Source organism: Actinomadura sp. 9N215 (assembly GCF_044326345.1).
Taxonomy (GTDB): Bacteria; Actinomycetota; Actinomycetes; order Streptosporangiales; family Streptosporangiaceae; genus Spirillospora.
Genome location: NZ_JBIRBA010000032.1, coordinates 91943 through 115918, shown reverse-complemented (window position 1 = coordinate 115918; position 23976 = coordinate 91943). Strand labels below are relative to the sequence as shown.

Sequence of the window (23976 nt, the reverse complement as noted above, 5' to 3'; positions counted from 1 at the left end):
CGCGGACGGATGCGTCCGCCGCCACCTCCGCGCACACCGCCGCGAGCCGCCGCGCCATCGCCGTCGACAGGGCGTTGAGGGCCTCGGGCCGGTCCAGCACGATCTCCGCGACATGCCCGTCGCGCCGCAGCGTCACACCATCCATGACGGGCACCCTAACGATCGTCGTTGGCGTGGGGTTGGATGGGTGGGTGAGCGACTCACCTTATGGCGATCTCGACCGGCCGCCGCTGCACGAGGCGGCTTTGGAGCGTGCCCTCGTCCAGGACGGCGGCCTGTGGCGGGAGGTACGGGTCGTCGCGGAGACGGGCTCCACCAACGCCGACCTCGCGGAGCGGGCCCGGGACGGGGCGCCTGAGGGCACCGTGCTGGTCACCGAGCTGCAGACGGCGGGCCGCGGCCGGCTGGGACGCGCCTGGACCGCGCCGTCCCGGTCCGGGCTGACCTTCTCGATGCTGCTGCGCCCGCCGGTGCCGGTGCCGATGCTCGGCTGGGCGTCCCTGCTGACCGGCGTCGCCGTCGCGACCGCCGTCCGCCGGATGACGGCCTGGTCGCAGCGGGAGGAGCGGTTCCTCGACGCCGGCGAGGGCGGCGACGTGGCCGTGGACGTCCGGCTCAAATGGCCGAACGACCTGCTCGTCGGCGACCGGAAGCTGGCGGGGATCCTCGTGGAGAAGGTCGACGACGCGCTCGTCGTCGGCGTCGGCCTGAACGTCGGCCTGCGGAAGGACGAGCTGCCCGTCGAAACGGCGACGTCCCTCGCGATCGAGGGCGCGCCGCTCAGCGACCGGTCGCCGCTGCTCCGCGCGATCCTGCGCGGGTTCGCGACCTGGTACCGGGAGTGGACGGCGCTCGGCGGCGATCCGGAGACCAGCGGGCTCCGCACCGCGTACAAGGACCTCTGCGCCACGCTCGGCCGCGAGGTACGGGTGGAGCTGCCCGGCGACGAGCGCGTGAACGGCACGGCCGAGGACATCGACGGCGCCGGACGCCTAGTCGTCGCCGGACCGGCCGGAGACAACGCGATCAGCGCCGGCGACGTGGTGCACGTCCGATGACGCGTCCACATCTGACGACGGGTGCGCGTCTGGTGACGGATGCACGTCTGGTGAACGGGTGGGGGCCGAGGGTGGTCCGCGCGGTGAATGCATGGCTGATCTGCAACGATATGTCCGGAAACCGATTCACGACGCCGGTGCCACGGCCCATGGCGGCGGTCGACTGAGGGGCGGAAGATGGCGGCCGGAATGCCGGATCCCAAGGAGATCGAAGAGCTCCTGCTCGGCGGCGAGCTGCGGTACAACCGCGTGGACGCCGTGCGCCTGGCCGGGGTCTCCCGGGAGTTCTCCGGCCGGGTGTGGCGCGCGTTCGGCTACCCGTCGATGCCGGACGAGACCGTCGCCTACACCGAGGGCGACATCGCCGCGCTGGACCGCATCCGCCGCCTGATGGACGACGGCGTCCTCGACGAGGAGGGCGTCATCCGGCTCGTCCGGGCGTTCGGGCAGACCATGACCCGGCTCGCGGAGTGGCAGGTCAGCCTGCTGCACAGCATGCTGACGCAGGATCCGCACGACACGCCGTCCGCCGAGGCCGTGCAGACGATCGTGGACGTCGCGGAGAAGCACATCGGCGAGTTCGAGCCGCTGGTCGTGCACGCCTGGCGGCGCCAGCTCGCCGCGGCCGGGACGCGCGCGCTCGCCGCCGCGGCGACGCGCGACAACGGTGACCCGGCGGGCCGCACCCCGACCACCGTCGGGTTCGCGGACATGGTGTCGTTCACGCAGGTCAGCCGGGAGCTTGAGGAGATCGAGCTGGCCCGGATCGTGGAGTGGTTCGAGGAGACCGCCGCCGACATCATCGCGTCCTGCGGCGGCCGCCTCGTGAAGACGCTCGGCGACGAGGTGCTGTTCAGCGCGGAGACGCCGGAGGTCGGCGCCGAGATCGCGCTGACGGTCGCGGCCGCCATCCAGGACGAGACCGAGGTCCCGGACGTGCGGGTCGGCGTCGCGCACGGCCCCGTCGTGCCGCTGATGGGCGACCTGTTCGGCACCACGGTCAACCTCGCGGCCCGGCTGACGTCCCTGGCCAGGCCCGGCTCCGTCGTGATCGACGGGGAGCTGGCCGGACGGCTGGAGTCGAGCCCGGCGTACGAGGTGACGCGGCTGGTGCGCCGTCCGGTCCAGGGGCTCGGCATCATCCAGCCGTACGTGCTGCGCCGCGCCCCCGGCACGCGCCCCCCGATCATGGACGCACCCTGAGCCGTGCTCCGGGCCGCCCCGAGGTCGGACGGGCCGCGCTCAGACGGGCTTGATCGCGTCCTCGCCGGGCGCGTCGGTGAGGCGCTGCAGGTAGTTCTGCTCGCCGAGGGCCTGGACGAGGCTCAGCTCGGTCTCCAGGTAGTCGATGTGCTCTTCCTCGTCGGCGAGGATCTCCTCGAAGATCCGGGCGGACGTCACGTCGCCGCGGGAGCGCATCAGCGCGATGCCGGGCCGCAGCCGGGCCACGGCCTCCATCTCGACGGCGAGGTCCGCCTCAAGCTGCTCGACGATGGTCTGCCCGATCCGCAGGGTGCCGAGCTTCTGGTAGTTCGGCAGGCCCTCCAGGAACAGGATCCGGTCGGTGAGCCGTTCCGCGTGCTTCATCTCGTCGAAGGACTCGTCGCGGGTGTGCTCGGCGATGCGCGTGAAACCCCAGTTCGCCTGCATCTTGGAGTGCAGGAAGTACTGGTTGATCGCCGTCAGTTCCGCGGTGAGCTGGTCGTTCAGCAGCGCGATGATGTCCTTGTCGCCTTCCATGACGTCCATGGTTCCATGGTGGGCTGTTTCAGGACAGCACTAACCCCCGCACAACGCGTGTCCGCCCGTCGCGGGCGGGGCCGTGCGGGGCCTGGAAAGCTCAGGCTGCGGTCTGCGGAGCGGCGTCTCCCTCGGTGTTCTCGGCGATGATCTGCTCAGGAAGGATCTGGTCGGGCACGGCCCCCCGGTCGCACGCGGCCCGGTCGGGAACGAGCCGGTCGGGCGCGGGCTGGTCGGGGACGGCCGTCAGTGCGGCGGGGCCGCCGGTCAGGGCGTCCGCGAGCTCGCTGGCCGTCCGGTACTCGCTGACCATCGTGTGGATGCGCTTGGTGCACAGTCCGCACGCGGGTTTGAAGCCGCAGGCGGCCTTGACGTCCTTGGCGGTCTGGCAACCGCTCGCCATACAGCCGTGAACGTCGTCCTCTGTGACGGCGTTGCAGATGCAGACGTACATCGGTTGACGGACCTTCCGTGCGGCTCTCGCGTGCCACCACGCCTGACCAGGCGAGCTTAGGGCACCCTCAATAAGGTTAGGCTCCCCTAAAGTAGCTCAGCTTTGTCCGTTCTGGCCAGAGGACTCCCGATCGGTGTGATCCACCCCTCACGGGGAAGGGCTCTCCCCACGCGCGCGCGGCCGCGCGACTGGCGGGCCGCAGGGACGGGAGGGCGGGACGGTGGCTGAGGTCTGGCCGGGCGACGCCCACCCGGTCGGCGCCCGCTCGTTCCAGGTCCCGCGCCGCGGCTGAGCCGGAGAACGTGAAGATCATGTACGCCGAACCCGCTCCCGAGGAACCGCTCCCCGGTACCGAACCCCCCGATGAGGAGACCGTGTCCGAGGATCATCTGGCCGAAGAGACCCTGACCGAAGACAGCAGAGCCGTCCCGGCGGACGAGATCGCCGCGCCGCCGTCCGGGACGTACCGGCTCCAGCTCCGCGGGACGCCGGAGGGCCGTTTCGGATTCGCCGAGGCCGCCGCGCTGGCCCCCTACCTGGCCTCGCTCGGCGTGTCGCACGTGTACCTGTCGCCGATCCTGCAAGCCGCGCCCGGGTCGGCGCACGGCTACGACGTGATCGACCATTCCCGGCTGGCGGACGAGCTCGGCGGGTCCGAGGCGTTCGGCGCGATGGCGGCCAGGTTCCGCGCGCACGGGCTGAAGGTGCTGGTGGACGTCGTCCCGAACCACATGGCGATCCCGGCGCCGCGCGAGCTGAACCTGCCGCTCGCCGCCGTCCTCGCGGACGGTCCCGCGTCGCCGTTCGCGAAGTGGTTCGACGTCGACTGGGAGGCGGGCGGCGGCCGCATCGTCCTGGGGGACGAGGGAGAGCCGAACTACCGGCGGTTCTTCGACATCGACGGGCTCATCGGGCTCCGCCAGGAGGACCCAGAGGTCTTCGAGCGGACGCACGCGCTGCTCCTCGGCCTGGTCGAGGAGGGCATGGTGCACGGCCTGCGCGTCGACCATCCGGACGGCCTCGCCGACCCGCGCGGGTACCTGCGGCGGCTGGCGGACGCGGCCCCGGACGCCTGGCTGCTCGTCGAGAAGATCACCGAGGGGGACGAGCGGCTGCCGCCGGACTGGCCGTGCGCGGGCACCACCGGCTACGACTCCCTCGGCGTGATCGGCGGCCTGTTCGTCGACCCGGCGGGCGAGAAGCCGCTGACCGACCACTACGTGTCGCTGACGGGCGGCCCGCGCGACTTCGGCGAGGTCGAACGCGACTCCCGCCTCCACACCGCGACGCACGGCCTCAAACCGGAGGTCGACCGTCTTCTGCGCGTTCTCCGGCGGGTCGTGGGCGAGGCACGGCCCGGCCTGGAACGGGCACTGGTCGAACTGCTCGTCGCCATGCCCGTCTACCGCGCGTACGTCGTCCCTGGGGAGGACGCGCCGCAGCAGGCTGTGGACGTTCTCCAGGAGGCCGCTCGCCGTGCACGCGCGCATCTGCCAGGGGAACTGCACGAAGACCTGGAGACGGTCGTGGAATTGGCCCTCGGACGCGGTGAGCGCACCGACGCCGAGTTCATCGTGCGATTCCAGCAGACGTCGGCTCCGCTCGCGGCCAAGGGCGTAGAGGACACGGCGTTCTACCGGTGGAACCGTATGGCCGCGCTGAACGAGGTCGGCGGCGCCCCAGGCCGGTTCTCCGTCAGCACCGAGGACTTCCACACGCACTGCCTAAGGCTCGCCCGGGACTGGCCGTCCACGATGACGACACTGTCCACGCACGACACGAAACGTGAGGAGGACGTACGGGCCTGGCTGTCCGTGCTGTCGGAACTGCCCGGCGAGTGGGCGGAGGCAGTGGACCGCTGGCGAAATTGGGGCTCCGTCAGTTCCGCAGCATCGCCGCTGGAACCGGACCTCGAATACCTGTTCTGGCAGACGCTCGTCGGCGCGTGGCCGCTCACCACCGGACGCCTGGAAGAGTTCCTCGTCAAGGCGATGCGCGAGGCCAAGACCCGCACGTCATGGCTCGACCAGGACCCCGCCTACGAAGAGGCCGTCCTGGAGTACGCGCGCGGTGTGCTCGCCGATCCCGACCTGGTCACGGACATGACCTCGTTCGTCCGGAAGCTGGCGCCCTACGCGCGGGTGAACACGCTCGGGCAGAAGCTCGTCCAGCTGGCGATGCCGGGCGTCCCCGACGTGTACCAGGGCTGCGAGCTGACCGGGCTGGCGCTGGTCGACCCCGACAACCGGCGGCCGGTCGACTACGGACGGCGCCGCGAGCACCTCATGCGGCTCGACACCGGCCGGCAGCCGAAGGAGGTGGACGACGAGAAGCTGCTGGTGACGTCGCGGACGCTGCGCCTGCGCCGGTCGCACCCCGAATGGTTCGGCCCGGCCGCCGGGCACGAGCCGATCGCCTCCCGCGGGCCCGCCGCCGAGCACGTCATCGGGTTCGCGCGCGGCGACGCCGTCGCGCTCGCGACCCGGCTGCCCGTCGGCCTGGAACGCCGTGGCGGCTGGAACCGGACGCGGGTGGACGTCCGCCGTCAGGGCTGGCGGGACGTCCTCACGGGCTGCACGCACATGGGCCCGTTCCTGGACGCCGCCCGGCTCTTCGAGCATCTGCCCGTCGCGCTGCTCGTCCCCAGAGAGATGAACCGGTGAGCATCCGGTTCGAGGTGTGGGCGCCGAACGCCGAGCGCGTGGAGGTCGTGACCGGAGACGCCCGGCGTCCACTGAAGGCAATGACGTCCGGCTGGTGGCGAGCCGAAAACCCCGACGCCGGACACGGAACGGACTACGGCTTCGCCCTGGACGGCAGCGAAAAAGTGCTTCCCGACCCGCGCTCGCCATGGCAGCCGAACGGCGTCCATGGGCAGAGCCGCGTCTACGACCACGAACGGTTCGCCTGGACCGACCAGCACTGGCACGGACGCCCACTCTCCGGAAGCGTCCTGTACGAGATGCACGTGGGCACGTTCACGCAGGAAGGGACGTTCGACGCGGCCGCCGAGCGACTCGACCACCTAGTGGCCCTCGGCATAGACGCCGTGGAACTCTTACCCGTCGCCGCATTTCCGGGCCATCACGGATGGGGCTACGACGGTGTTCACCTATGGGCGCCCCACGAACCGTATGGCGGCCCCGACGGATTGAAGCGTTTCGTCGACGCCGCCCATGCACGCGGTCTCGCCGTCGTCCTGGACGTCGTCTACAACCACCTTGGCCCGGACGGTAACAAGCTCGCCGCCTACGGCCCGTACTTCACGGACGTCCACCCGACTCCCTGGGGCGCCGCGGTGAATTTCGACCAGGAGGGCTCGGAGGAGGTCCGCGCGTTCGTCGTGCAGAACGCGCTGATGTGGCTGCGCGACTACCACTTCGACGGGCTCCGTATAGACGCCGTCCACGCCATCACCGACCACAGCGCCATCCACATACTGGAAGAGCTGTCGTGCGCTGTCGCGTGCCTGTCGGCGCACCTTGGACGGGAACTGTTCCTCATCGCCGAATCCGACCTGAACGATCCGCGGCTGGTGACGTCCAGGGAAGCGGGCGGTTACGGCCTGGACGCCCAGTGGAGCGACGATTTCCACCACGCGCTGCACGCCGCGCTCACCGGCGAACGTCAGGGCTACTACTGCGACTTCGGCCCGCTGGAGGCGCTCAAGAAAGCGCTGACGAACGTGTTCGTCCACGACGGGACCTGGTCGACGTACAGGGGGCGGCGCCATGGCCGTCCGGTCGACGTGCAGAAGACGCCCGCCCACCGGTTCGTCGGCTTCCTGCAGAACCACGACCAGGTGGGCAACAGGGCGGCGGGCGACCGCATAGGCGCGGTCTTGGCGACCTCCCGGATCCCCCCGTCGATGCTCAAGGTCGGCGCGGCGCTCGTCCTGCTCGCGCCGTTCACGCCCATGCTTTTCATGGGCGAGGAATGGGGCGCGTCCACCCCGTGGTGCTATTTCACCGACCACCAGGACGCGGAATTGGCCCGCGCGGTCCGCGAGGGACGCCGCCGGGAGTTCGCGCGGCACGGCTGGACGCGCGCGATCCCCGATCCACAGGCTGTGGAAACATTCCGGCGCTCCGTCCTCGACTGGACGGAGCCCGACCGGCCGCACCACCATGACCTGCTCGAATGGCACCGCTCCCTGCTCGCGCTGCGCCGGGCCTGGCCGGAGCTGAACGAGCCGCGCCTGACGGAGACGACCGTCGAGGCGGACGACGACACGGCCCGCTGGCTGATGATGCGACGCGGCCGGGTGTGCGTCGCGGCGAACCTCGGCACGCGTCCCGTCGTCCTCCCCGCCTCCGCTCCGGCGGCGTCCGTGCCCGCGGAGGACGCTTCCGGGGCGGTCAGGCCCCGCCTGCTGCTCGCCTCAGATCCGGCGATCCGCCTGGCCGCGGACATCATCGGCGATTCCGAATCCGCATTCGTCGAACTGCCCGCCGCGTCGGCGGCCGTTCTCGCCTGACCTCCGCCCCCGGATCGCCCGCGGATCGCGCCGGGCCGCGCCACGCCCGGACGGCGGGATGCGGCGTGCATCCCGATTCCGCCGGATAAGCGGTATTCGAGGATGTACTATGAGTGGCAAACCGCAGGTCAAGAGCGCGGCGGCAGCGGGGCAATGTTCAAGAATGGTCATACGATCGGTTCATGACCTCAGTACTGCTCGCCGAGGACGACACGTCCATCTCCGAGCCTCTCGCCCGCGCGCTGCGTCGCGAGGGGTACACCGTCGAAGTCAGTCCGGACGGCCCGCAGGCGCTGGAGCGGGCGCTCGGCGGCGGTGTGGACCTGATCGTCCTTGATCTCGGCCTTCCCGAACTGGACGGCCTTGAGGTGGCCCGCAGGGTGCGGGCCGAGGGGCACGGCGTGCCCATCCTGATCCTGACCGCCCGGGCCGACGAGGTCGACACCGTCGTCGGACTGGACGCCGGCGCCGACGACTACGTGACCAAGCCGTTCCGGCTGGCCGAGCTGCTCGCGCGGGTGCGGGCGCTGCTTCGCCGGGGCAGCACCGAGACCCCGATCGTCCAGGGGGTGCGGATCGACGCCGAGTCGCGCCGCGCCTGGATGGGCGACCAGGAGCTGCAGCTCACCACCAAGGAGTTCGACCTGCTGCGCGTCCTCGTCCGCGACGCGGGCAAGGTCGTGACCCGCGAACAGATCATGCGCGAGGTGTGGGACACCAACTGGTGGGGTTCCACCAAGACGCTCGACATGCACATTTCCTGGCTGCGCCGCAAGCTCGGCGACGACGCCGGCAGTCCCCGCTACATCACGACGGTGCGGGGCGTCGGCTTCCGGTTCGAGCGCGGCGACTAGCACCGGCCGCCGCGGACGTGCGGAACGCCGGGGGCCTTCCCGAGAGGCCCCCGGAGCGACGTGCCGCACGCGCCGCGGCCCCACCCTCGAAGGAGCCCCTGATGAGGCGCCGACTCCTCCTGTCGACGCTCGCGGTGGCGGTGGTCGCGATCCTGTCGCTCGGCATGCCCCTCGCCTACGCCGCACACAAGCTCGTCTACGAGGAGGCCGGCCGGTCGCTGTACCGCGAGGCGTCCTCCATCGCCGGCGGCGTCGGCTTCAGCCTGGAGACCCGCCGGCCCGTCACCGGCGCGATGATCGCGCGCGAGTATCCCGGACGGCACATCACGATCGTCCTGCCCGACGGCCGGACGCTCACCGCCGGCCCGCCGCGGCGCGGGCCCGTCCTGTCCGCCACGCAGACGCACGGCGCGGTGCGCGTGCGGGTGTCGCGGCCCGAGGCGGAGGTCCGCGCCGACGCGCTGCGGCTGATGCTGCTCATCGGCAGCCTCGCGCTGCTCGGCGTCGCCGTTACCGTCGGCCTCGCGATGGTCCAGGCCCGCAAGCTGACGCTGCCGCTGGTCGACCTCGCCGAGACCGCCGACCGGCTCGGCACCGGCAACGCCCGGCCGCGCCGCCGCCGCTACGGCGTCCCTGAGGTCGACCGGGTCGCCGAGGTCTTAGACCGCAGCGCGGTCCGCATCGCCGACCTGGTCGCGTCGAGCCGCGAGTTCGCGTCCGACGCCAGCCACCAGCTCCGGACGCCGCTGACCGCGCTGTCCATGCGGTTAGAGGAGATGATCGAGGCCGCCGACTACCCGGACGTCGTCCGGGAGGAGGGCGCGGCCGCGGTCACACAGGCCGAACGGCTCGTCGCGGTCGTCGAGCAGCTGCTCGCCCGCGCCCGGCACGACCGCACCGGCGGCGCCGTCGCCTCGCCCATCGACGAGATCATCGCGCAGCAGGTCGAGGAGTGGCGGCCGATCTTCCTGCGGGACGGGCGCGACGTCCGGATCGTCGGCGAGCAGGGCCTCGTCGGCATGACCAATCCGGAGGGCCTCTCCCAGATCGTCGCCACGCTCCTGGACAACTCGCTGATGCACGGTGCCGGGACCGTGACCATCCACACCAAGCCGGGCGCGAGCGGCGTCGTGGTCGAGGTCGGCGACGAGGGCGCGGGCATCCCGCCCGAGCTGGAACCCCGGATTTTCGAGCGGAGCGTCAGCGGCGGCCGCGGCACCGGGCTCGGGCTCTACCTCGCCCGCTCCCTCGCCATCGTGGACGGCGGGCGCCTCGAACTGATCCAGTCGCGTCCCGCCGTGTTCGGAGTCTTCCTCCGCCAGGCCGCCGAGGCCCGGCTCGCGGCGGAGCGCGTGGTGATGGGCCCTGCCTAGATTCGGTGCGCTGCCTAGATTCGGTGCGCGGCCTAGATCTCGGCGTAGTCCTCGGCGGTGCGCGAGTCGAGGGGGTGGCCGAGCCGCGGGGACGGCGCCTGCCGGTTGTGCGCCCGGGTCGCGCCCGGGCCCTCCGCCACCGGCTCGGCGGGGTCGGACGGCGCCTCAGGCAGCCCGGACGCCGGGTCGACCTGCGGCGCGCTCGCCGGCAGGAACACCCACTTCTTGTACGACCAGAAGCGGAACAGCGTCGCCACGCCCGTCCCGACGACCAGCGCGGCGTTGTAGGAGACCGGGCCGTCCAGCTTGAGGACGTAGTGCGTGAACCCGATGAACAGCTCCGTGATGACCAGCCCGACGCCGTTCAGGCCGAAGAACAGCACGTACTCGCGGCCGAGCCCGGTGCGGTCGCGGTGCCGGAACGTCCAGTAGCGGTTGGCCAGGTACGAGAACGTCGTCGCGAACACCGTCGCCACGCCGTTGGACGTCAGCGGCCCCACCCCAAGTCCTGTGTGCAGGCCGTTGCCGATCGCGACGGTGATGACGAACGCGATCGCGCCCACACTGCCGAACTTGGCCAGTTCCCGCACGAGGTGCGCGAACTGCCGATGGATCTTGGCGACCAGGCTCACGAAGGGGAACCGTCCTTCCGGACTACGGCGGTGCGCCACGGCCGGGCGCGCGGCGGCTATTGCGGAGGCATCACGAGAATAGACGCATGCGGCCCCTGGGACGTCGGAACATGAACGTTTCACGCTGTCCGAGCGTTCCATGCCCATAACCGAGATCCCCACACCCGGGTTCGACGCGGGCCCCGGACGGTTCGTTCGCACGATTCGGCCGATAACCTTCTGACGTGACGAATCCCGCTCAGCCTCGCCCGAGGGGAGACGACTCCCCGCACCCCCCGAACCGGCTCCGCCGGCATCGGGCGCCCGTGGTGGGAATCGCGGGCGGGGGCCAGCTGGCCCGGATGACGCAGCAGGCCGCGATCGGCCTCGGCCTGTCGCTGCGCGTGCTCGCCGGCTCGGCGGACGACTCCGCGGCCAGGGCCGTGTCCGACGTCCGGGTCGGGGACGACCGCTCCCTCGACGATCTCCTGTCGTTCGCCAGGGGCTGCGACGTCGTGACGTTCGACCACGAGCACGTCCCGGGGCCGCACATCGAGAAGCTGGAGTCGTCGGGCGTCCCGTGCCGTCCAGGATCGGCCGCGCTCGCCCACGCGCAGGACAAGCTCGTCATGCGCGAGCGGCTCACCGCGCTGGGCGTCCCGTGCCCCGACTACCTGCACTTGCACCGGCGTGCGCCGCTGCAAATGCTGGAGGTCTTCGCCCGCGAGCACGGATTCCCGCTCGTGCTCAAGGCCACCCGCGGCGGCTACGACGGCAAGGGCGTCTGGACGCTCGACGCCTACGACCGCGCGGCCGTCGAGCTGATCCACGAGCTGCTGTCCCAGGACGTCGACCTGATGGCCGAGGAGCACGTGCCGTTCACGCGGGAGCTGGCCGCGGTCGTCGCGCGCTCCCCGTACGGGCAGGGCGCCGCGTACCCGATCGTGGAGACCGTCCAGGAGGGCGGGATCTGCACCGAGGTGATCTCGCCCGCGCCCGGCCTGCCCGGCGACGTGGCCGCCGAGGCGCAGCGCCTCGCCCTGACCGTCGCCGCCGAGCTGGACGTCGTCGGCCTCCTCGCGGTCGAGCTGTTCGAGACCCCGGACGGCCTGCTGGTGAACGAGCTGGCGATGCGCCCGCACAACTCCGGGCACTGGACGATCGAGGGCGCCCGAACGTCGCAGTTCGAGCAGCACCTGCGCGCCGTCCTCGACCTGCCGCTCGGGTCCACCGAGCCCACCGCCCCGTACACGGTCATGGCCAACGTGCTCGGCGGCGACGACTCCGACGTCTACTCCCGCTACATCCACGTGATGGCGCACGATCCGGCCGTCAAGGTGCACCTGTACGGCAAGGAGCCGCGTCCCGGCCGCAAGATCGGCCATGTGACCGCGCTCGGCGACGACCTCGCGGACGTCCGCGAGCGCGCCCGGCACGCCGCCGCCTACCTGCGGTGGGGAACCGAGATGAACGAGCGGGAGGGACGGCGATGACGGATCCGGAGCCGCTGGTCGGCGTGGTGATGGGCAGCGACTCGGACTGGCCGGTGATGCAGGACGCGGCCCAGGCGCTCGCCGAGTTCGGCGTCCCGTACGAGGCCGACGTCGTGTCCGCGCACCGGATGCCGCACGACATGATCACCTACGGCGAGGACGCGGCGGCCCGCGGCCTGCGCGTGATCATCGCGGGCGCGGGCGGGGCGGCGCACCTGCCGGGGATGCTGGCCTCGGTGACGCCGCTGCCGGTGATCGGCGTGCCGGTCCCGCTGAAGTACCTCGACGGGATGGACTCGCTGCTCTCGATCGTCCAGATGCCCGCCGGGGTTCCGGTCGCCACCGTCTCAGTCGCCGGCGCCCGCAACGCCGGGCTGCTGGCCGTCCGCATCCTGGCCGCGTCCGACGAGGATCTGCGCGCCAAGATGAAGGTCTTCCAGCAGGACCTCCGCGGCCAGGCCAAGGCGAAGGGCGCGCGCCTCCGAGAAAGGCTCTGAGCCCCGCTCAGCGGCAGGGGAGCGGATCAACGGCGGAGGGTCGGGCTTAAGCGGCGGAGGGTCGGGCTCAGCGGCGGAGGGCCCACTCGACGGCCGGGCAGCGGTTCATGACGACGTCGAGCCCGGCGTCCTTCGCCCGCCGCGCCGCCGCCTCGTCGATCACCTGGAGCGGCAGCCACACCGCCTTCGCGCCGGCCGCGATCGCCTCGTCCACCGCCTGCCCGGCGTGCTCGGCGCGCCGGTAGACGCCCACGACGTCCACCTCGGACATGTCCGGCACGTCGGCCAGTGACGCGTACCCCGGCTCGCCCAGCACCTCCCGCGCCGCCGGATGGACGGGAATGATCCGCTTGCCGCGCTCCTGCAGCAGCCGGGCCTGCGTGTAGACCTCGCGTTCGGGGTTGTCGCCGAGCCCGACGAACGCCCATGTCTTCGACTCGTTCAGCAGCCGCCGGATCACGTCCAGGTCGGCGAACGCATCAACCATGTCCGGGACAACAGCTTTTGTGTCCCTTTACTTCCCCTTTTCAGGGACGTCCCAGGGCCCGGTAGTTCCACCCGGCGGCGCGCCACCGCTCGGGGTCGAGCGCGTTGCGGCCGTCCACGATGTTGCGTTCGGCGACGACTTCGGCGAGCGACGACGGCTCCATGTCCCGGAACTCCGCCCACTCGGTCAGCAGCAGCACCACGTGGGCGTCGCGCGCCGCGGACAGGGCCGAGTCGCCGTACTCCAGGGTCGGCTGGGCGCGGCGCGCGTTCGGCATCGCCTGCGGGTCGTACACCGTGACCTTCCCGCCCTGGGCGCGTATCGACGCGGCCACGTCCAGGGCGGGGGAGTCGCGGACGTCGTCGGAGTTCGGCTTGAACGCGGCGCCGAGCACCCCGACCGTCCGCCCGGCGAACGAGCCGCCGAGCAGCTGGCGGGCGAGTTCCACCATCCGGATCCGCCGCCGGATGTTGATCTCGTCGACCTCGCGCAGGAACGTGAGCGCCTGGTCGGCGCCGAGCTCGCCGGCCCGGGCCATGAACGCGCGGATGTCCTTCGGCAGGCAGCCGCCGCCGAACCCGAGGCCTGGGCCGAGGAACTTGCCGCCGATCCGGTCGTCGTAGGACAGCGCCTCGGAAAGCTTCGTCACATCGGCGTGCGCGGCCTCGCACACCTCCGCCATCGCGTTGATGAAGGAGATCTTCGTGGCGAGGAACGCGTTCGCCGACACCTTGACCAGCTCCGCGGTCGCGTAGTCGCTGGTGATGAACGGGGTGCCGGCCGCGATCACCGTCCGGTAGATCTCGCGCAGCGCCTTCTCGGCGTGCTCGGCGGCGCCCTGGTCGGCGGGCAGCCCGGCGACGATCCGGTCCGGCTTGAGGGTGTCCTGCACGGCGTAGCCCTCGCGCAGGAACTCGGGATTCCACGCGAGGACGGCGTCGCCCCCGGCCGGGGCCGTCTTCGCGAGCGTCTCGGCGAGCCGCGCGGCCGTCCCGACCGGCACGGTGGACTTCCCGACGATCAGGCAGGGCCGGTGCAGCAGAGGCGCGAGCGACGCGATCGCGGCGTCCACGTAGGAGAGGTCGGCCGCGTACTCCCCGGCCTTCTGCGGCGTTCCGACGCACAGGAAATGGACGTCGCCGAACTCCGCGGCGTCCGCGTACGACGAGGTGAACCGCAGCCGTCCGCTCGCCAGTCCCCGGCGCAGCACCGGCTCCAGGCCTGGCTCGTAGAAAGGCAGGTCACCGGCCGCGAGGCGGGCGATGCGCTCCGCGTCCACGTCGAGCCCCAGCACCTCGAAGCCCAGATCCGCCATGCAGGCCGCGTGGGTGGCGCCGAGGTACCCGGTTCCGATGACCGTCAGCCGGTAGGACAAGGCCCGCTCCTCTCGCTTCGCTGACGCCGACTAGCGGCCTCTTTGAACACGTGCCCACTTCCGGGCGGGTCCGTGCACCGACCGCGGCAGTGTACTGGCAGGGTCCGTTCACGGACGGAGCCGCGCTCCGCGGACGGAGCCGAACGAGGAGCCCCGGTTCCCCCGGGCCTTACCCGGGCAGGTCCGGGGGAGCGAGCGATGCCGGCGGCGGACCGACCTTGCCCGACACGAGCCGCAGCACGACGCCGTCCTGCGCCGGGCCCACGATCTGCATCGCGATCACCCCCGTCTGCTTCGGCGCCGGCGCCGGAGGCAGCGGCGAGCCGCCCTCCGCCACCGAGCAGTGGCGGCTCTCGCCGAACTTGGTGAGCAGCACGGTGCAGCCCTGCATGAGATTCCCGGTACTGGTTCCCTCGCGCGATTCCGCTTTGAAAGTGAGTTCGGACGAATGATATTCCGTCAGCGACAGCTTCTTGAGCCCGCCATGACGGCGCGGATCGATGGCGACGGTGCCGGACACCAGGATTTCGCAGTTTCCGTCGCCGCATGCCGAGACATTCGTGCCGTCCGCCGCGGTGGCGGCGGGGCTCGCGGTGACCGCCGGGTTGGTCGGCGCCGGGCTGGACTCGCTCTGCTCGGGGCGGGCGCCGTCATCTGAGGCTCCGCAGCCCGCGGCGGCCAGCGCGGTGAGCGCGATGGAGACGGCGGCCCGTCGGCGAGATCCCGAAATGGTCCGGTTCGGCATGGCCGGTTGACGCTCCTTCAGGTCGGGCTGCCGACTCTAGTGAGGAGCACCCGGGAGGGGTCCCGAAGCCATGCGGGGGGTTGTTGTTCCGGGGGACGGACGGTGTCGCGCCCGTCCCCCGGAACCTCGGTCAGGCGTGGGAGACGGCGACGATGACGCTGCCGTCCTTCCCCATGCGCGGGCTCAGCGTGAGGCCGTTGTACGACGCGGTCGAGTACGGCTGCGTCGCGTCGGTGGTCGTCTTCATCTGCGAGGCGCCCTTCTTGACGGTGAAGGTCACCTTGCTTCCGTCGACCTTGACGCCGATCGGATCGACGCCGAACTTCTTGTCGAGCGGGATCTCCTGGCTGCCACGGACCTCGACTTCGCAGTCCGCGTCCATACAGGCGCCGAGATCGGTGCCGTCCTTGGCGTCCGACTTCCCGGCCGGCTTCGCCGCGGGCTTGGCCGCCGGCTTGTCCGGCGCGGCGACCTCCTCCGTCTTCGGCGCCGCCTGCGCGTCCGGCTGCTCCTGCGCGCCGGGCTGCTCCTGAGCCTCAGGCTGGTTCTGCGCGCCGGGCTGCTGCTGCGCTTCCGGCTGGTCCTGCGCCTCGGGCTGGTCCTGCGCTCCGGGCTGGTCCTGCGCCTCGGGCTGGTTCTGAGCCTCAGGCTGGTTCTGAGCCTCGGGCTGGCCCTGGGCGCCGGGCTGGTCCTGCGCTTCCGGCTGGTTTTGAGCCTCGGGCTGGTTCTGTGCCTCGGGCTGGTCTTGGGCGCCGGGCTGGTCCTGCGCTTCCGGCTGGTTCTGCGCTTCCGGCTGGTTCTGCGCTTCGGGCTGGTTCTGTGCCTCGGGCTGGTTTTGAGCCTCGGGCTGGTTCTGCGCTTCCGGCTGGTCTTGGGCGCCGGGCTGGTTCTGGGCGTCCGGCTGGTCCTGCGCCTCTGGCGGCGTCTGGGTGTCCGGTGGGAGCTGGCCCTCCGGCTGTGTCTGGCCTTCCGGCTGTGGCTGGGCCTCCGGCGGCGTCTGGCCTTCCGGTGGCGTCTGGGCGTCTGGCGGTGTCTGGTCGTTGGGTTGTGTTTCGGCGTCTGGTGCTGCTTCCGCATCTGGTGCGGGGTCGGCGTTGGACGCGCTGTTCGCGTCCGGTGGAGACGGCGGTGGTGCGGCGAGGGCGGCGCTCGCGGTGCCGATGGAGGCGGTGAACGCGAGTGCGGCGGTCGTCGTGAGCAGGCCGAGTTTCCTTGTCGACATACTGTGAGCTCCTGACGAGTGACTACTCTCTGTCACTGTCGATTGTTACCCACAGTGTTCGATCAAGAACACGGAGCGATGCGGCGTGTCGCCGCGGGTTTCTACGCGGGCGGACGCTCGTCCACGAGAAGGGTCTGCAGAACACGGCCGAATTCGCCCGACCCATCGGCGATCGTCGCGGTGCACAGGGCGCTGCCGCCGGGGCTCGCGTCGAGGGACGCGTCCATGCACAGCCACTCGCCAACGGGGTCGCGGTGCAGCGCCACCGTCATGTCCGTGTTGATGATCAGCCACTTGCCGAGGTCGACCTCGCTGCCGACGCCGGACGCGCTGTCGGCCAGCGTCAGGGCGCGCACCAGCGGCGTGTCGGACTCGCCGGCGACCAGCGGGATCCGGGACCGCGCCCACACCGTGCCGGGCCCCGGCTCGCCGAAGGAGCCGCGGACGGGACGCCATTCCATCGCCGAGAGGTACCCGCGGACGTGCAGGTCCCCCCACTCCCCGAACAGCGGAGTGCTCTCGGGACGCGGCGGCGGGGCGGGCGCGTGGACGACGGGCTCCAGCTGAGCCGGCGCCCCCATGATCCGCCAGGCGTTCGCGCGGACGACGGGCCGTCCCTCGTGCACGAGTTCGCCTTCGAGGTACGTGACGCGCCTGCCGGGCCGGACGACGCGGACCGCGACGTCCAGTTCCGCGACCGGGACGGGGCTGAGGATCTCGATCGTCACCCGCGCGACCCGCGTCCCCGGGACGGGTTCGTGCCGCTCGAACGCCCGGCCCATCAGGCCCGCCACCGGACCGCCGTGCTGGAGGCCGGCCGACCACGGCCCCGCCGTGGCGGGGGTGCTGGCGAACCGTCCGCCGCCGAGCGGCTCGTAGAACGTCTCGGCTGGCACCGTTGCGCCGGGCACGTCGCTCATGGGGGGCTCCCTCCGTGTCTAGAACATTATTCTAGATCAGGGTCAGCCGCAGAGTTTCTGGGTGGCGGTGTCGGTGTCGATGCCCTTGGCCGGGGACGGGCTCGGCGACGCGCCGCCGGCCTCGACCTTCCGCACGCCGTCCCAGTTCGCGCCGACCATGACCTGCACCCTCGACCCGAGCCCGGCGACCTGCCTCAGCTTGGCGTCCGGGATCGCGGCGGCCAGGGTCTTCGCGGACTCCGCGCCCTCCGGGCCGTACTGGATCTGCGTCGTCTGCAGCCCGCGGCGCGCCACGCCGGGCACGACCGTGGTGCGGAAGCCGAGGTCGCGCAGTTGCCCGCCCGCCTTCGTCGCCAGTCCCGGCGTGCCGATCGCGTTCAGGACGCGGACGGAGATGTCGTCCGGCGGCACCGTCAGCCGGTCTTCGGGCTTCTGCGTGGGCGTCGCGGTCGGCTTCTTGGTCTTCTCGTCCAGCGGATGGTCCCGCCGGATCTTGGTGAACAGGTCGCGCGCCTTGCCCTCGTCCCACTGGACGGTCGACTGCGGCTGCGGCGAGTTCCACAGGACGGCGTTGTACCCGGGGTTCGCGAGCGGGATCTTCGCGAACGTCAGCTTGTCGGTCGACAGGTCCTTCATCTGCTCGGCGAGCTTCGGCAGGTTGTCGGCCAGCTCCGAGTCGACGCGCAGCGACTTCAGCGACGCCTTCAGGAACTTCGTCGACTTGACCGGGTCGCCGAGCGTCTTCGTCGACAGCGCCTGCTTCATCATCGACGCCATGAACTGCTGCTGCCGGTCGATGCGGCCGAGGTCGCTGCCGTCGGCGAGGGTGTAGCGGGCGCGGGCGAACGAGAGGGCCTGCAGGCCGTCCACGTGCGACTTTCCGGCGGGCAGCCTCAGTCCGCTCTTCGGGTCGTTGATCGCCTGCTCGGTGCACACGTCCACGCCGCCGAGCGCGTCCACCATGTGCACGAACCCGAAGAAGTTCACCTCGACGTAGTGGTCGATGGACACGCCCGTCGCGCGCTTGACGGTGCTGACCGTGAGGTCGGGCCCGCCGAACTGGTACGCCCAGGTCAGCTTGCCCGGACGGGACGGGATCCGCGCCCCCTTCGCCCCCTCAGACCCGTTCGACTTGTGCGCCGGGATCGTCACGTACGAGTCGCGCGGCAGGTTCACGATCGACACGCTGTCGTGGTCGCGGGACACGTGCACCAGCATCATCGTGTCGGACCGCTCGCCCGGCTGGTGCCCGAGCTTGGCCGCCTTCTGCTGCTCCCTCGTCAGCCCGTCGCGGCGGTCGACCCCGGCGACCAGGATCGTCATCGCGCCCTTCGGCGCGTCCTTGCCCTTGCCGAGCCCGTCGACCGAGATCTTGTCGATCATGCCGGTGACGTAGTTCTGAAACGCCCACGCGCCGCCCGAGGTCAGCAGGACGACCACCGACATCGTCCCGGTCAGCGTCAGGAACCGCTTCTGCCGCCGCGCGCTCATCGCCGCCCGCGGGCTCAGCCCCCGGCCGGGACGGCGCGGCCCGCGCGGGCTCTCCACCGAGACGCGCGGCGCGGGCATGCCCTCGATGGTCACGCCCTCGATGTCGCCGTCCGCCCCCGGCGCGGGGCCCGCCGCGGAGCCCGCCGCCCCCGGCACGCCCGGTGCGCCCGGACGCGGCCGGAAATAGCGCTCCAGCGGATCGGCGTCCGGCTCGTCGCCGGCGCCGCGACCCGAGTCGTTCCCGTCTGCCATGCCGGCCGCCGCCTCCCGAGGACGTCGTTCTGACGCGATTCCCCACCACTCTAAAGTGGGGGACACCCGTCTGTTCGCTACCTGGACCTCGTGTCCGTGCAGTAACGTGGCGCCGTCTTTGACCACACCGCGCCCCGCGAGCCCACATGAATCCGTCTCCCCACGCCCAGAGCGCCACGAAGCAGGAAACCACGAGGCAGGAAACGCAGCACGCCGTGAAGCCCCGCTCCGACTCCGGTGAACGCACCTGGCCGGCGGTGTCGATCGTGATGCCGGTCCTCAACGAGCAGCGGCATCTGACCGACGCCGTCCGCGGCATCCTGACCCAGGACTATCCGGGCGAGCTCGAACTCGTCCTCGCGATCGGGCCGTCCCGCGACCGGACCGAGGAGATCGCCCGCTCGCTCGCCGCCGAGGACCCGCGTGTCCTGGTGGTCGCCAACCCGACCGGACGCACCCCGCAGGGCCTCAACATCGCGATCAAGGCCTCGCAGTACTCGATCATCGTCCGGGTGGACGGGCACTCGCTGCTGCCGGCGGACTACGTCCGCGCCGCCGTCGAGACGATGGAGGAGACCGGCGCCGACAACGTCGGCGGGATCATGGCGGCCGAGGGCGTCACCCCGTTCGAGAAGGCCGTGGCGCGGGCGATGACGTCCAAGCTCGGCGTCGGCAACGCCCGCTTCCACACCGGCGGCGAGGCCGGCGACGTGGAGACCGTGTACCTGGGGACGTTCCGCCGCAGCGCCCTCGACCGCGTCGGCGGCTACGACGAGACGTTCACCCGCGCGCAGGACTGGGAGATGAACCACCGCATCCGGCAGACCGGCGGCCGGGTGTTCTTCACGCCGCGGATGCGGGTGACGTACCGTCCGCGTCCCAACCTGCGGGCCCTCGCCAAGCAGTACTTCCACACGGGCCGCTGGCGGCGCGTCGTCGGGCGCGAGCACCAGGGCACCCTGAACTTCCGCTACCTCGCGCCGCCGATCGCCGTGGTGGCGATGGCGGCCGGCGCGGTCGCCGGCGCGTTCGGGTTCTGGCCAGGTTGGATCGTGCCCGGCGGGTACGCGGCCGCGATGATCGCGGGCGCGGCGGTGGAGGGACGCGGGCTGCCGCTGTCGGCCTGGGTGCGGCTGCCGCTGGTGTACGCCACCATGCACGTGACCTGGGGTGTCGGCTTCCTGACGAGCCCGCCGAGGCTCGGCCAGCCGGCTCCGGTCAAACCAGGCGAGAGCGTGCAGTAGCGGGCAAGAAACGCAAAACGTCCTCCGAACCCGGGTGCCTTCCCGCACGTCTCAGGGTTACGTTTGGCGGGATCTCGCCGCCGACCCGGTTTGGAGGGTGGCCATGTCCAACGGAGCGCGCCATGGGCTGGGTGTGGTGATCGGCCTTGTCGTGACGCCGATCATCGCCGCCTGCCTGATGTACGGGACGACGAAGCTTGGCCAGTTCGCGCGGACCTTCCGATTCGACGGCAGCGACCGGTGGGTCGGCGCAGGCGTGATGCTGATCGCGGCCGTGCTCATCGGCCTGGCGGCGGGGTCGCGGGTGTCGCCGCTGGCGTCGCTGGTCCCCGGCGTCGTCTACGCGTTCGTTGGCGCCCTCTGGATACTGGCGCCGCGCTGGAGCTTCGAGCACGCCGGACGCGACGTCCTCCCCAGGGACCTGCGCTACGGATACCTGACGCTCGCACCCTTCGGTGTTTTCCTGGTGCTCGGCATCGCGCTCGTGGTGGCGTCCATCGCGCCGTCTCGCTGGCAGGCGCGGACGGGTGTGGGGGCCGGGCCGCGTTACGGCGCGCCGCCGCCGCCCGCGCCGATGGGTCCGCCCGCCATGCACGGCGCTCCGCCTCCGCCGCCGATGGGAGCGCACCAGCCGCACCAGGCGCACCAGGCGCCGCCGTCCCCTGGGCAGAGCCCGCCGCCCTGGCAGGGCACGCCCCAGTACGGACAGGCGCCCGCCGCGTCCAACCCGCCTCCGCTGCCGCCCGCGCCGCCCCCGTCCGAGCGGCCCAAGCCGTCCTCCGGGAGCAGGTCGGACGACGACGAGCCGGGCGAATGGACGCGCATGTACGGCGGCAACCGCTGACGCTCAGCGCGTTGCCGCCTCAGAGCGCCGCGAGCACGCCGGGGACGTCGTTGACGACCATCGCGTCGAACCCGGCGGCCGCGTAGTCCGGCGCCTTCTCGGCGGACGGGCACCACACGACGGTCTCCAGGCCCGCCTTGTGCGCGACGTCCACGCAGTGCTCCAGCGGGCGCAGCCGCGTGTCCGGATGGTCGATGCCGCACGACCCGGTGTGCACGCCGACGGCGTCCAGCCCGAGACCCGCCGCGGCCGGGACGGCGTGCCACAGCGGGAACCGCAGCCACGTCAGCAGCCCGAGCGGGACGCCGGGCAGCCCGTCCCGCAGGAACGCCAGCAGCGCCGGGTCGAACGACGTGACGAGCAGCCTGCGCCGCTCCGCCTCCCGCTTCAGCACCGGCAGCAGCAGCGCCCCCGTACGGCGGGACGGGGCGTCCACGGCGTCCTCCAGGACGGTCTTGACGTCCACGTCGACGGCGACGTCCGGGGGCAGCGCGTCGAAGACGTCCGTGAGGCGGGGCAGGCCGCTCGCCGTGGCCGGAAGGTCCACCACGTAGTCGCCGTCAGAGGTCGTCGGGTCGTGCCGCAGGACGAGGTCGTCGTCGGCCGTGCGCGTCACGTCGATCTCGATCCACGACAGACCCGCTTCGACGGCGGCGAGCATCGACGGCAGCGTGTTCTCGGCGACCGGCACCTCCGCGCCGGGCGGCGTGAGGTCGCCCGACCCGAAGCCGCGGTGGCCGATGACCGTCGGGGCGTGCTCGAAGATCAAGTGACGTCCTCGGTGGCGAGATGCTCGGCGACGACGGCGTCGAGCGGCTGGGTGACCTTGAGGTTGCGCTCGCTGCCCGCGACGACCCGGACCGGGACGTCCGGCAGGTAGCGGTGCACGATCCCGCAGTCGTCGGTGGCGCGCAGCTCCGGGTCGGCCAGCGCGAGCTCGTACGCCTTGCGGATCGTGCCGAGCCGGAACCCCTGCGGCGTCTGGAACCGGATCATCGTCTCGCGCGGCGGCATGGACACGACACGGCCGTCCTCGACCACCACCATCGTGTCGGACGCTGGCACGCCCACCGCGACGGCGTCGTCGCCGTCCAGCGCGTCCAGGACGCGGTCGATGACCGGGGCGTCCACGAACGGGCGGGCCGCGTCGTGGAACAGCACCCGCGCGTCGTCGGGACGGTCGTCCAGCACGCGCAGCGCCGCGAGCGTCGACGCGGTGCGCGTGTCGCCGCCCTCGATCACGGCCGCCGCCTTCGGGAACGGCGCGGCGATCGCGGCGGCCGCCCGCAGATGCCCGGCCGCCATCACGACCACCACCTCGCCGACGCGGGGGTGCGCGTCGAACGCGCCGACCGCGCGCGCCAGGATCGGCCGCCCGCCGACCTCCATGAGCTGTTTGGGACGTCCGGCGCCCATGCGCGCGCCGACACCGCCCGCGAGCACCACCGCAACCGTCCGCGTCGCCATCGCTCCCTCGATTTTCCACGACACCCGGTCATCGGACCACTACGCTGTGCACCTGCCCTTATCCGTACGACCGCCCGGAGGCCCGATGCTTCAGGCGTCCCCGCGCGGCCGCCCGGTCACGCCCAACGTACCGTCCTCCAGCCCCCACGTCCCGGACTACCGCGCGAACATCCGGCCAGACCGAGAGGCGGTCGACGCCGTGGACGACGGCCTCACGCCCGACACCGTATCGGCGATCTCCCTGGCCTTCGCGGTGCTCGCCGGGGTCTGGTTCTCGGACGGCGCCCGCGGCGGTCTGATCGCCGGGGCGCTGCTGCTGTGCGCCTCGCTCGTCCTCGGCGCCTTCCGGCCGGACGGCGTCCTCGACCGCGCCGGGGAGTTCGCGGTCTACACGGGGCTGGTGGTCGGGGCGTCCGGCGCCGCCGCGTCCGGGGTGAACCTGTGGTGGGCGGCGGCGGGCGCGGTGGCGCTGCTGTCCGTCCGGGACATGATGGACGCGTCGTACGCCGCGACCCGGCCCGCCCGCCGCCCAAGGCCGCGCCGTACCGTGCCGCGATGGGCCGGGGACGTCCTGGGCCTGCCGCCCGGCGCACGCTACGTGCTGATCGCGGGCACCGCCGCTGTCGCCGGCGCCCGCCTGACGTTCGCCGCGCTCCTCGCGTGGGGATCGGCCGCCGTCGCCGTCGCCCTGGCCGGACGCGTCGCGAGGTCCCTCGCGCGATGAGGCCCTCCCTGACCACGAGGACGCTGTGGGCCTACCGGGACGACGGCCCGGCGTCCCGCGCCCTCGGCCGGATGGCCGCCGGACGGCTCCCGCCGCTGCCCGCCGCCGTCCTCGCCGCGGCCGCGACGGCCGTACTGCTGCCTCTGCGGGCGCACGGGGGACCGGCCCCGGCGCTGTACGCCCCGGTCGTCGTCCTGCTGCTGACCGGACCGTCGTCCGCGCATCCGCACAGCGGACGGCTCGACTGGCTCGCACCGCCCATCCTCCGCGGGATCGAGTATGGTTACCTGGCCGTGTTGGGGTTCGCGCAGGCGATTTCGGCACCGCTCGTCCACGTGCTGATCGCGGTGCTCGCGCTCCACCACTACGACACCATGTGCCGTGTCCGCCGGGGGGCGTGGCCGCAGGAGTGGGTCGTCCTGGCCGGGCTGGGCTGGGAGGGCCGGGTGCTGCTCGTGGCCCTCGCGGGCCTGTCCGGGTTCCTCCCGTTCGCGTACGCGGCGCTGGCCGCCTACCTTGGCGTGTTGTTCGGCAGCGAGAGCGTCCTCACGCGAACGCGCCGCGGCGGCCGCCGTGGTGTGCTCGTCGACTCCTCGGGAGCGGTTGTCGGGGGGCGTGGGGGTCGGCCCCCACAATGAAGAGAGAGGG

23 protein-coding genes are annotated in these 23976 nt (G+C 72.0%); 12 read left to right on the top strand and 11 right to left on the bottom strand.

The features are described 5' to 3' along the window. Nucleotides 1-191 precede the first annotated feature (191 nt). Complete coding sequence (locus tag ACH34T_RS37540; RefSeq protein ID WP_396025745.1) at nucleotides 192-1058, top strand: biotin--[acetyl-CoA-carboxylase] ligase; 867 nt, start codon at nucleotides 192-194, stop codon at nucleotides 1056-1058. A 189-nt stretch (nucleotides 1059-1247) separates the two neighbouring features. Continuing rightward, complete coding sequence (locus tag ACH34T_RS37535) at nucleotides 1248-2261, top strand: adenylate/guanylate cyclase domain-containing protein (RefSeq protein WP_396025744.1); 1014 nt, start codon at nucleotides 1248-1250, stop codon at nucleotides 2259-2261. 39 nt (nucleotides 2262-2300) lie between these two features. On the opposite strand, the gene bfr is transcribed toward ACH34T_RS37535, so the two are convergent. Next, a complete protein-coding gene (gene bfr, locus ACH34T_RS37530; RefSeq protein ID WP_396025750.1) occupies nucleotides 2301-2798 on the bottom strand; it encodes a bacterioferritin in 498 nt (165 codons plus the stop codon). A gap of 100 nt (nucleotides 2799-2898) precedes the next feature. Next, nucleotides 2899-3252 (bottom strand): bacterioferritin-associated ferredoxin, encoded by a 354-nt coding sequence (locus ACH34T_RS37525; protein WP_396025743.1) that lies wholly within the window; start codon nucleotides 3250-3252, stop codon nucleotides 2899-2901. A gap of 311 nt (nucleotides 3253-3563) precedes the next feature. Between ACH34T_RS37525 and treY the strand changes: the two genes are divergently transcribed. The 4 genes from treY to ACH34T_RS37505 all read left to right on the top strand — a co-directional run bounded on the left by treY (nucleotide 3564) and on the right by ACH34T_RS37505 (nucleotide 9956). Beyond that, nucleotides 3564-5915, top strand: a complete 2352-nt coding sequence (gene treY, locus ACH34T_RS37520; RefSeq protein WP_396025742.1) for a malto-oligosyltrehalose synthase — start codon at nucleotides 3564-3566, stop codon at nucleotides 5913-5915. Continuing rightward, the gene (gene treZ / locus ACH34T_RS37515; RefSeq protein WP_396025741.1) at nucleotides 5912-7729 is read left to right on the top strand and encodes a malto-oligosyltrehalose trehalohydrolase; all 1818 of its coding nucleotides are present in this window, start codon (nucleotides 5912-5914) and stop codon (nucleotides 7727-7729) included. The genes treY and treZ overlap by 4 nt, the downstream gene beginning before the upstream one ends. Nucleotides 7730-7911: 182 nt before the next feature. Then, entirely contained in the window at nucleotides 7912-8583 is a 672-nt protein-coding gene (locus tag ACH34T_RS37510; protein WP_019629095.1) for a response regulator transcription factor, read from the top strand. 101 nt (nucleotides 8584-8684) lie between these two features. Next, nucleotides 8685-9956, top strand: coding sequence for an ATP-binding protein (locus ACH34T_RS37505; RefSeq protein WP_396025740.1), 1272 nt, complete (start codon nucleotides 8685-8687; stop codon nucleotides 9954-9956). A 32-nt stretch (nucleotides 9957-9988) separates the two neighbouring features. On the opposite strand, the gene ACH34T_RS37500 is transcribed toward ACH34T_RS37505, so the two are convergent. After that, nucleotides 9989-10588 (bottom strand): GtrA family protein, encoded by a 600-nt coding sequence (locus ACH34T_RS37500; RefSeq protein ID WP_396025739.1) that lies wholly within the window; start codon nucleotides 10586-10588, stop codon nucleotides 9989-9991. 224 nt (nucleotides 10589-10812) lie between these two features. On the opposite strand from ACH34T_RS37500, the gene ACH34T_RS37495 reads away from it, so the two are divergent. Next, the gene (locus tag ACH34T_RS37495; protein ID WP_396025738.1) at nucleotides 10813-12060 is read left to right on the top strand and encodes a 5-(carboxyamino)imidazole ribonucleotide synthase; all 1248 of its coding nucleotides are present in this window, start codon (nucleotides 10813-10815) and stop codon (nucleotides 12058-12060) included. Next, nucleotides 12057-12557, top strand: coding sequence for a 5-(carboxyamino)imidazole ribonucleotide mutase (gene purE, locus ACH34T_RS37490; protein WP_396025737.1), 501 nt, complete (start codon nucleotides 12057-12059; stop codon nucleotides 12555-12557). The genes ACH34T_RS37495 and purE overlap by 4 nt, the downstream gene beginning before the upstream one ends. Before the next feature lie 67 nt (nucleotides 12558-12624). On the opposite strand, the gene ACH34T_RS37485 is transcribed toward purE, so the two are convergent. From ACH34T_RS37485 to ACH34T_RS37460, 6 genes are all read right to left on the bottom strand, one after another. Further along, entirely contained in the window at nucleotides 12625-13044 is a 420-nt protein-coding gene (locus ACH34T_RS37485; protein ID WP_396025736.1) for a CoA-binding protein, read from the bottom strand. 40 nt (nucleotides 13045-13084) lie between these two features. Beyond that, on the bottom strand, nucleotides 13085-14419 hold the full coding sequence (locus tag ACH34T_RS37480) for a UDP-glucose dehydrogenase family protein (RefSeq protein ID WP_396025735.1): 1335 nt from the start codon (nucleotides 14417-14419) through the stop codon (nucleotides 13085-13087). Nucleotides 14420-14588: 169 nt separating this feature from the next. Continuing rightward, the gene (locus ACH34T_RS37475) at nucleotides 14589-15164 is read right to left on the bottom strand and encodes a hypothetical protein (RefSeq protein WP_396025734.1); all 576 of its coding nucleotides are present in this window, start codon (nucleotides 15162-15164) and stop codon (nucleotides 14589-14591) included. Between the two features lie 130 nt (nucleotides 15165-15294). Beyond that, nucleotides 15295-16386: a hypothetical protein gene (locus ACH34T_RS37470; RefSeq protein WP_396025733.1), complete on the bottom strand. Its 1092-nt coding sequence runs from the start codon at nucleotides 16384-16386 to the stop codon at nucleotides 15295-15297. Nucleotides 16387-16487: 101 nt separating this feature from the next. Next, nucleotides 16488-17306 carry a thioesterase family protein gene (locus tag ACH34T_RS37465; protein ID WP_396025732.1) on the bottom strand — a complete coding sequence of 273 codons (819 nt, stop codon included), beginning with the start codon at nucleotides 17304-17306 and terminating at the stop codon, nucleotides 16488-16490. Between the two features lie 42 nt (nucleotides 17307-17348). Then, nucleotides 17349-19049: an LCP family protein gene (locus tag ACH34T_RS37460; RefSeq protein ID WP_396025731.1), complete on the bottom strand. Its 1701-nt coding sequence runs from the start codon at nucleotides 19047-19049 to the stop codon at nucleotides 17349-17351. 146 nt (nucleotides 19050-19195) lie between these two features. Between ACH34T_RS37460 and ACH34T_RS37455 the strand changes: the two genes are divergently transcribed. After that, nucleotides 19196-20293: a glycosyltransferase family 2 protein gene (locus ACH34T_RS37455; protein WP_396025730.1), complete on the top strand. Its 1098-nt coding sequence runs from the start codon at nucleotides 19196-19198 to the stop codon at nucleotides 20291-20293. 103 nt (nucleotides 20294-20396) lie between these two features. Further along, on the top strand, nucleotides 20397-21137 hold the full coding sequence (locus tag ACH34T_RS37450; protein WP_396025729.1) for a hypothetical protein: 741 nt from the start codon (nucleotides 20397-20399) through the stop codon (nucleotides 21135-21137). A gap of 19 nt (nucleotides 21138-21156) precedes the next feature. Here the strand turns inward: ACH34T_RS37450 and ACH34T_RS37445 are convergent, their stop codons facing one another. Further along, complete coding sequence (locus tag ACH34T_RS37445) at nucleotides 21157-21906, bottom strand: glycerophosphodiester phosphodiesterase (protein WP_396025728.1); 750 nt, start codon at nucleotides 21904-21906, stop codon at nucleotides 21157-21159. Next, nucleotides 21903-22604, bottom strand: coding sequence for a 2-C-methyl-D-erythritol 4-phosphate cytidylyltransferase (gene ispD / locus ACH34T_RS37440; protein ID WP_396025727.1), 702 nt, complete (start codon nucleotides 22602-22604; stop codon nucleotides 21903-21905). The genes ACH34T_RS37445 and ispD overlap by 4 nt, the downstream gene beginning before the upstream one ends. 85 nt (nucleotides 22605-22689) lie before the next feature. Here ispD and ACH34T_RS37435 point away from each other — a divergent pair, with 85 nt between their 5' ends. Together ACH34T_RS37435 and ACH34T_RS37430 are read left to right on the top strand one after the other, a co-directional pair. Then, the gene (locus tag ACH34T_RS37435; RefSeq protein WP_396025726.1) at nucleotides 22690-23328 is read left to right on the top strand and encodes a hypothetical protein; all 639 of its coding nucleotides are present in this window, start codon (nucleotides 22690-22692) and stop codon (nucleotides 23326-23328) included. Next, a complete protein-coding gene (locus ACH34T_RS37430; RefSeq protein WP_396025725.1) occupies nucleotides 23325-23966 on the top strand; it encodes a DUF5941 domain-containing protein in 642 nt (213 codons plus the stop codon). Before ACH34T_RS37435 ends, ACH34T_RS37430 begins: the two co-directional genes overlap by 4 nt. Nucleotides 23967-23976: the final 10 nt, after the last annotated feature.

What these genes read in the sequence shown, in the direction of transcription:
- ACH34T_RS37435 (WP_396025726.1), top strand. Translation starts at nt 22,690, where the DNA reads ATGCTTCAGGCGTCCCCGCGCGGCCGCCCGGTCACGCCCAACGTACCG.
- ACH34T_RS37470 (WP_396025733.1), bottom strand. Translation starts at nt 16,386, where the DNA reads ATGTCGACAAGGAAACTCGGCCTGCTCACGACGACCGCCGCACTCGCG.
- ACH34T_RS37475 (WP_396025734.1), bottom strand. Translation starts at nt 15,164, where the DNA reads ATGCCGAACCGGACCATTTCGGGATCTCGCCGACGGGCCGCCGTCTCC.
- ACH34T_RS37485 (WP_396025736.1), bottom strand. Translation starts at nt 13,044, where the DNA reads ATGGTTGATGCGTTCGCCGACCTGGACGTGATCCGGCGGCTGCTGAAC.
- bfr (WP_396025750.1), bottom strand. Translation starts at nt 2,798, where the DNA reads ATGGAAGGCGACAAGGACATCATCGCGCTGCTGAACGACCAGCTCACC.
- ACH34T_RS37460 (WP_396025731.1), bottom strand. Translation starts at nt 19,049, where the DNA reads ATGGCAGACGGGAACGACTCGGGTCGCGGCGCCGGCGACGAGCCGGAC.
- ACH34T_RS37535 (WP_396025744.1), top strand. Translation starts at nt 1,248, where the DNA reads ATGCCGGATCCCAAGGAGATCGAAGAGCTCCTGCTCGGCGGCGAGCTG.
- ACH34T_RS37510 (WP_019629095.1), top strand. Translation starts at nt 7,912, where the DNA reads ATGACCTCAGTACTGCTCGCCGAGGACGACACGTCCATCTCCGAGCCT.
- ACH34T_RS37465 (WP_396025732.1), bottom strand. Translation starts at nt 17,306, where the DNA reads ATGAGCGACGTGCCCGGCGCAACGGTGCCAGCCGAGACGTTCTACGAG.
- ACH34T_RS37505 (WP_396025740.1), top strand. Translation starts at nt 8,685, where the DNA reads ATGAGGCGCCGACTCCTCCTGTCGACGCTCGCGGTGGCGGTGGTCGCG.
- treY (WP_396025742.1), top strand. Translation starts at nt 3,564, where the DNA reads ATGTACGCCGAACCCGCTCCCGAGGAACCGCTCCCCGGTACCGAACCC.
- purE (WP_396025737.1), top strand. Translation starts at nt 12,057, where the DNA reads ATGACGGATCCGGAGCCGCTGGTCGGCGTGGTGATGGGCAGCGACTCG.
- ACH34T_RS37525 (WP_396025743.1), bottom strand. Translation starts at nt 3,252, where the DNA reads ATGTACGTCTGCATCTGCAACGCCGTCACAGAGGACGACGTTCACGGC.
- ACH34T_RS37450 (WP_396025729.1), top strand. Translation starts at nt 20,397, where the DNA reads ATGTCCAACGGAGCGCGCCATGGGCTGGGTGTGGTGATCGGCCTTGTC.
- ispD (WP_396025727.1), bottom strand. Translation starts at nt 22,604, where the DNA reads ATGGCGACGCGGACGGTTGCGGTGGTGCTCGCGGGCGGTGTCGGCGCG.
- ACH34T_RS37455 (WP_396025730.1), top strand. Translation starts at nt 19,196, where the DNA reads ATGAATCCGTCTCCCCACGCCCAGAGCGCCACGAAGCAGGAAACCACG.
- ACH34T_RS37430 (WP_396025725.1), top strand. Translation starts at nt 23,325, where the DNA reads ATGAGGCCCTCCCTGACCACGAGGACGCTGTGGGCCTACCGGGACGAC.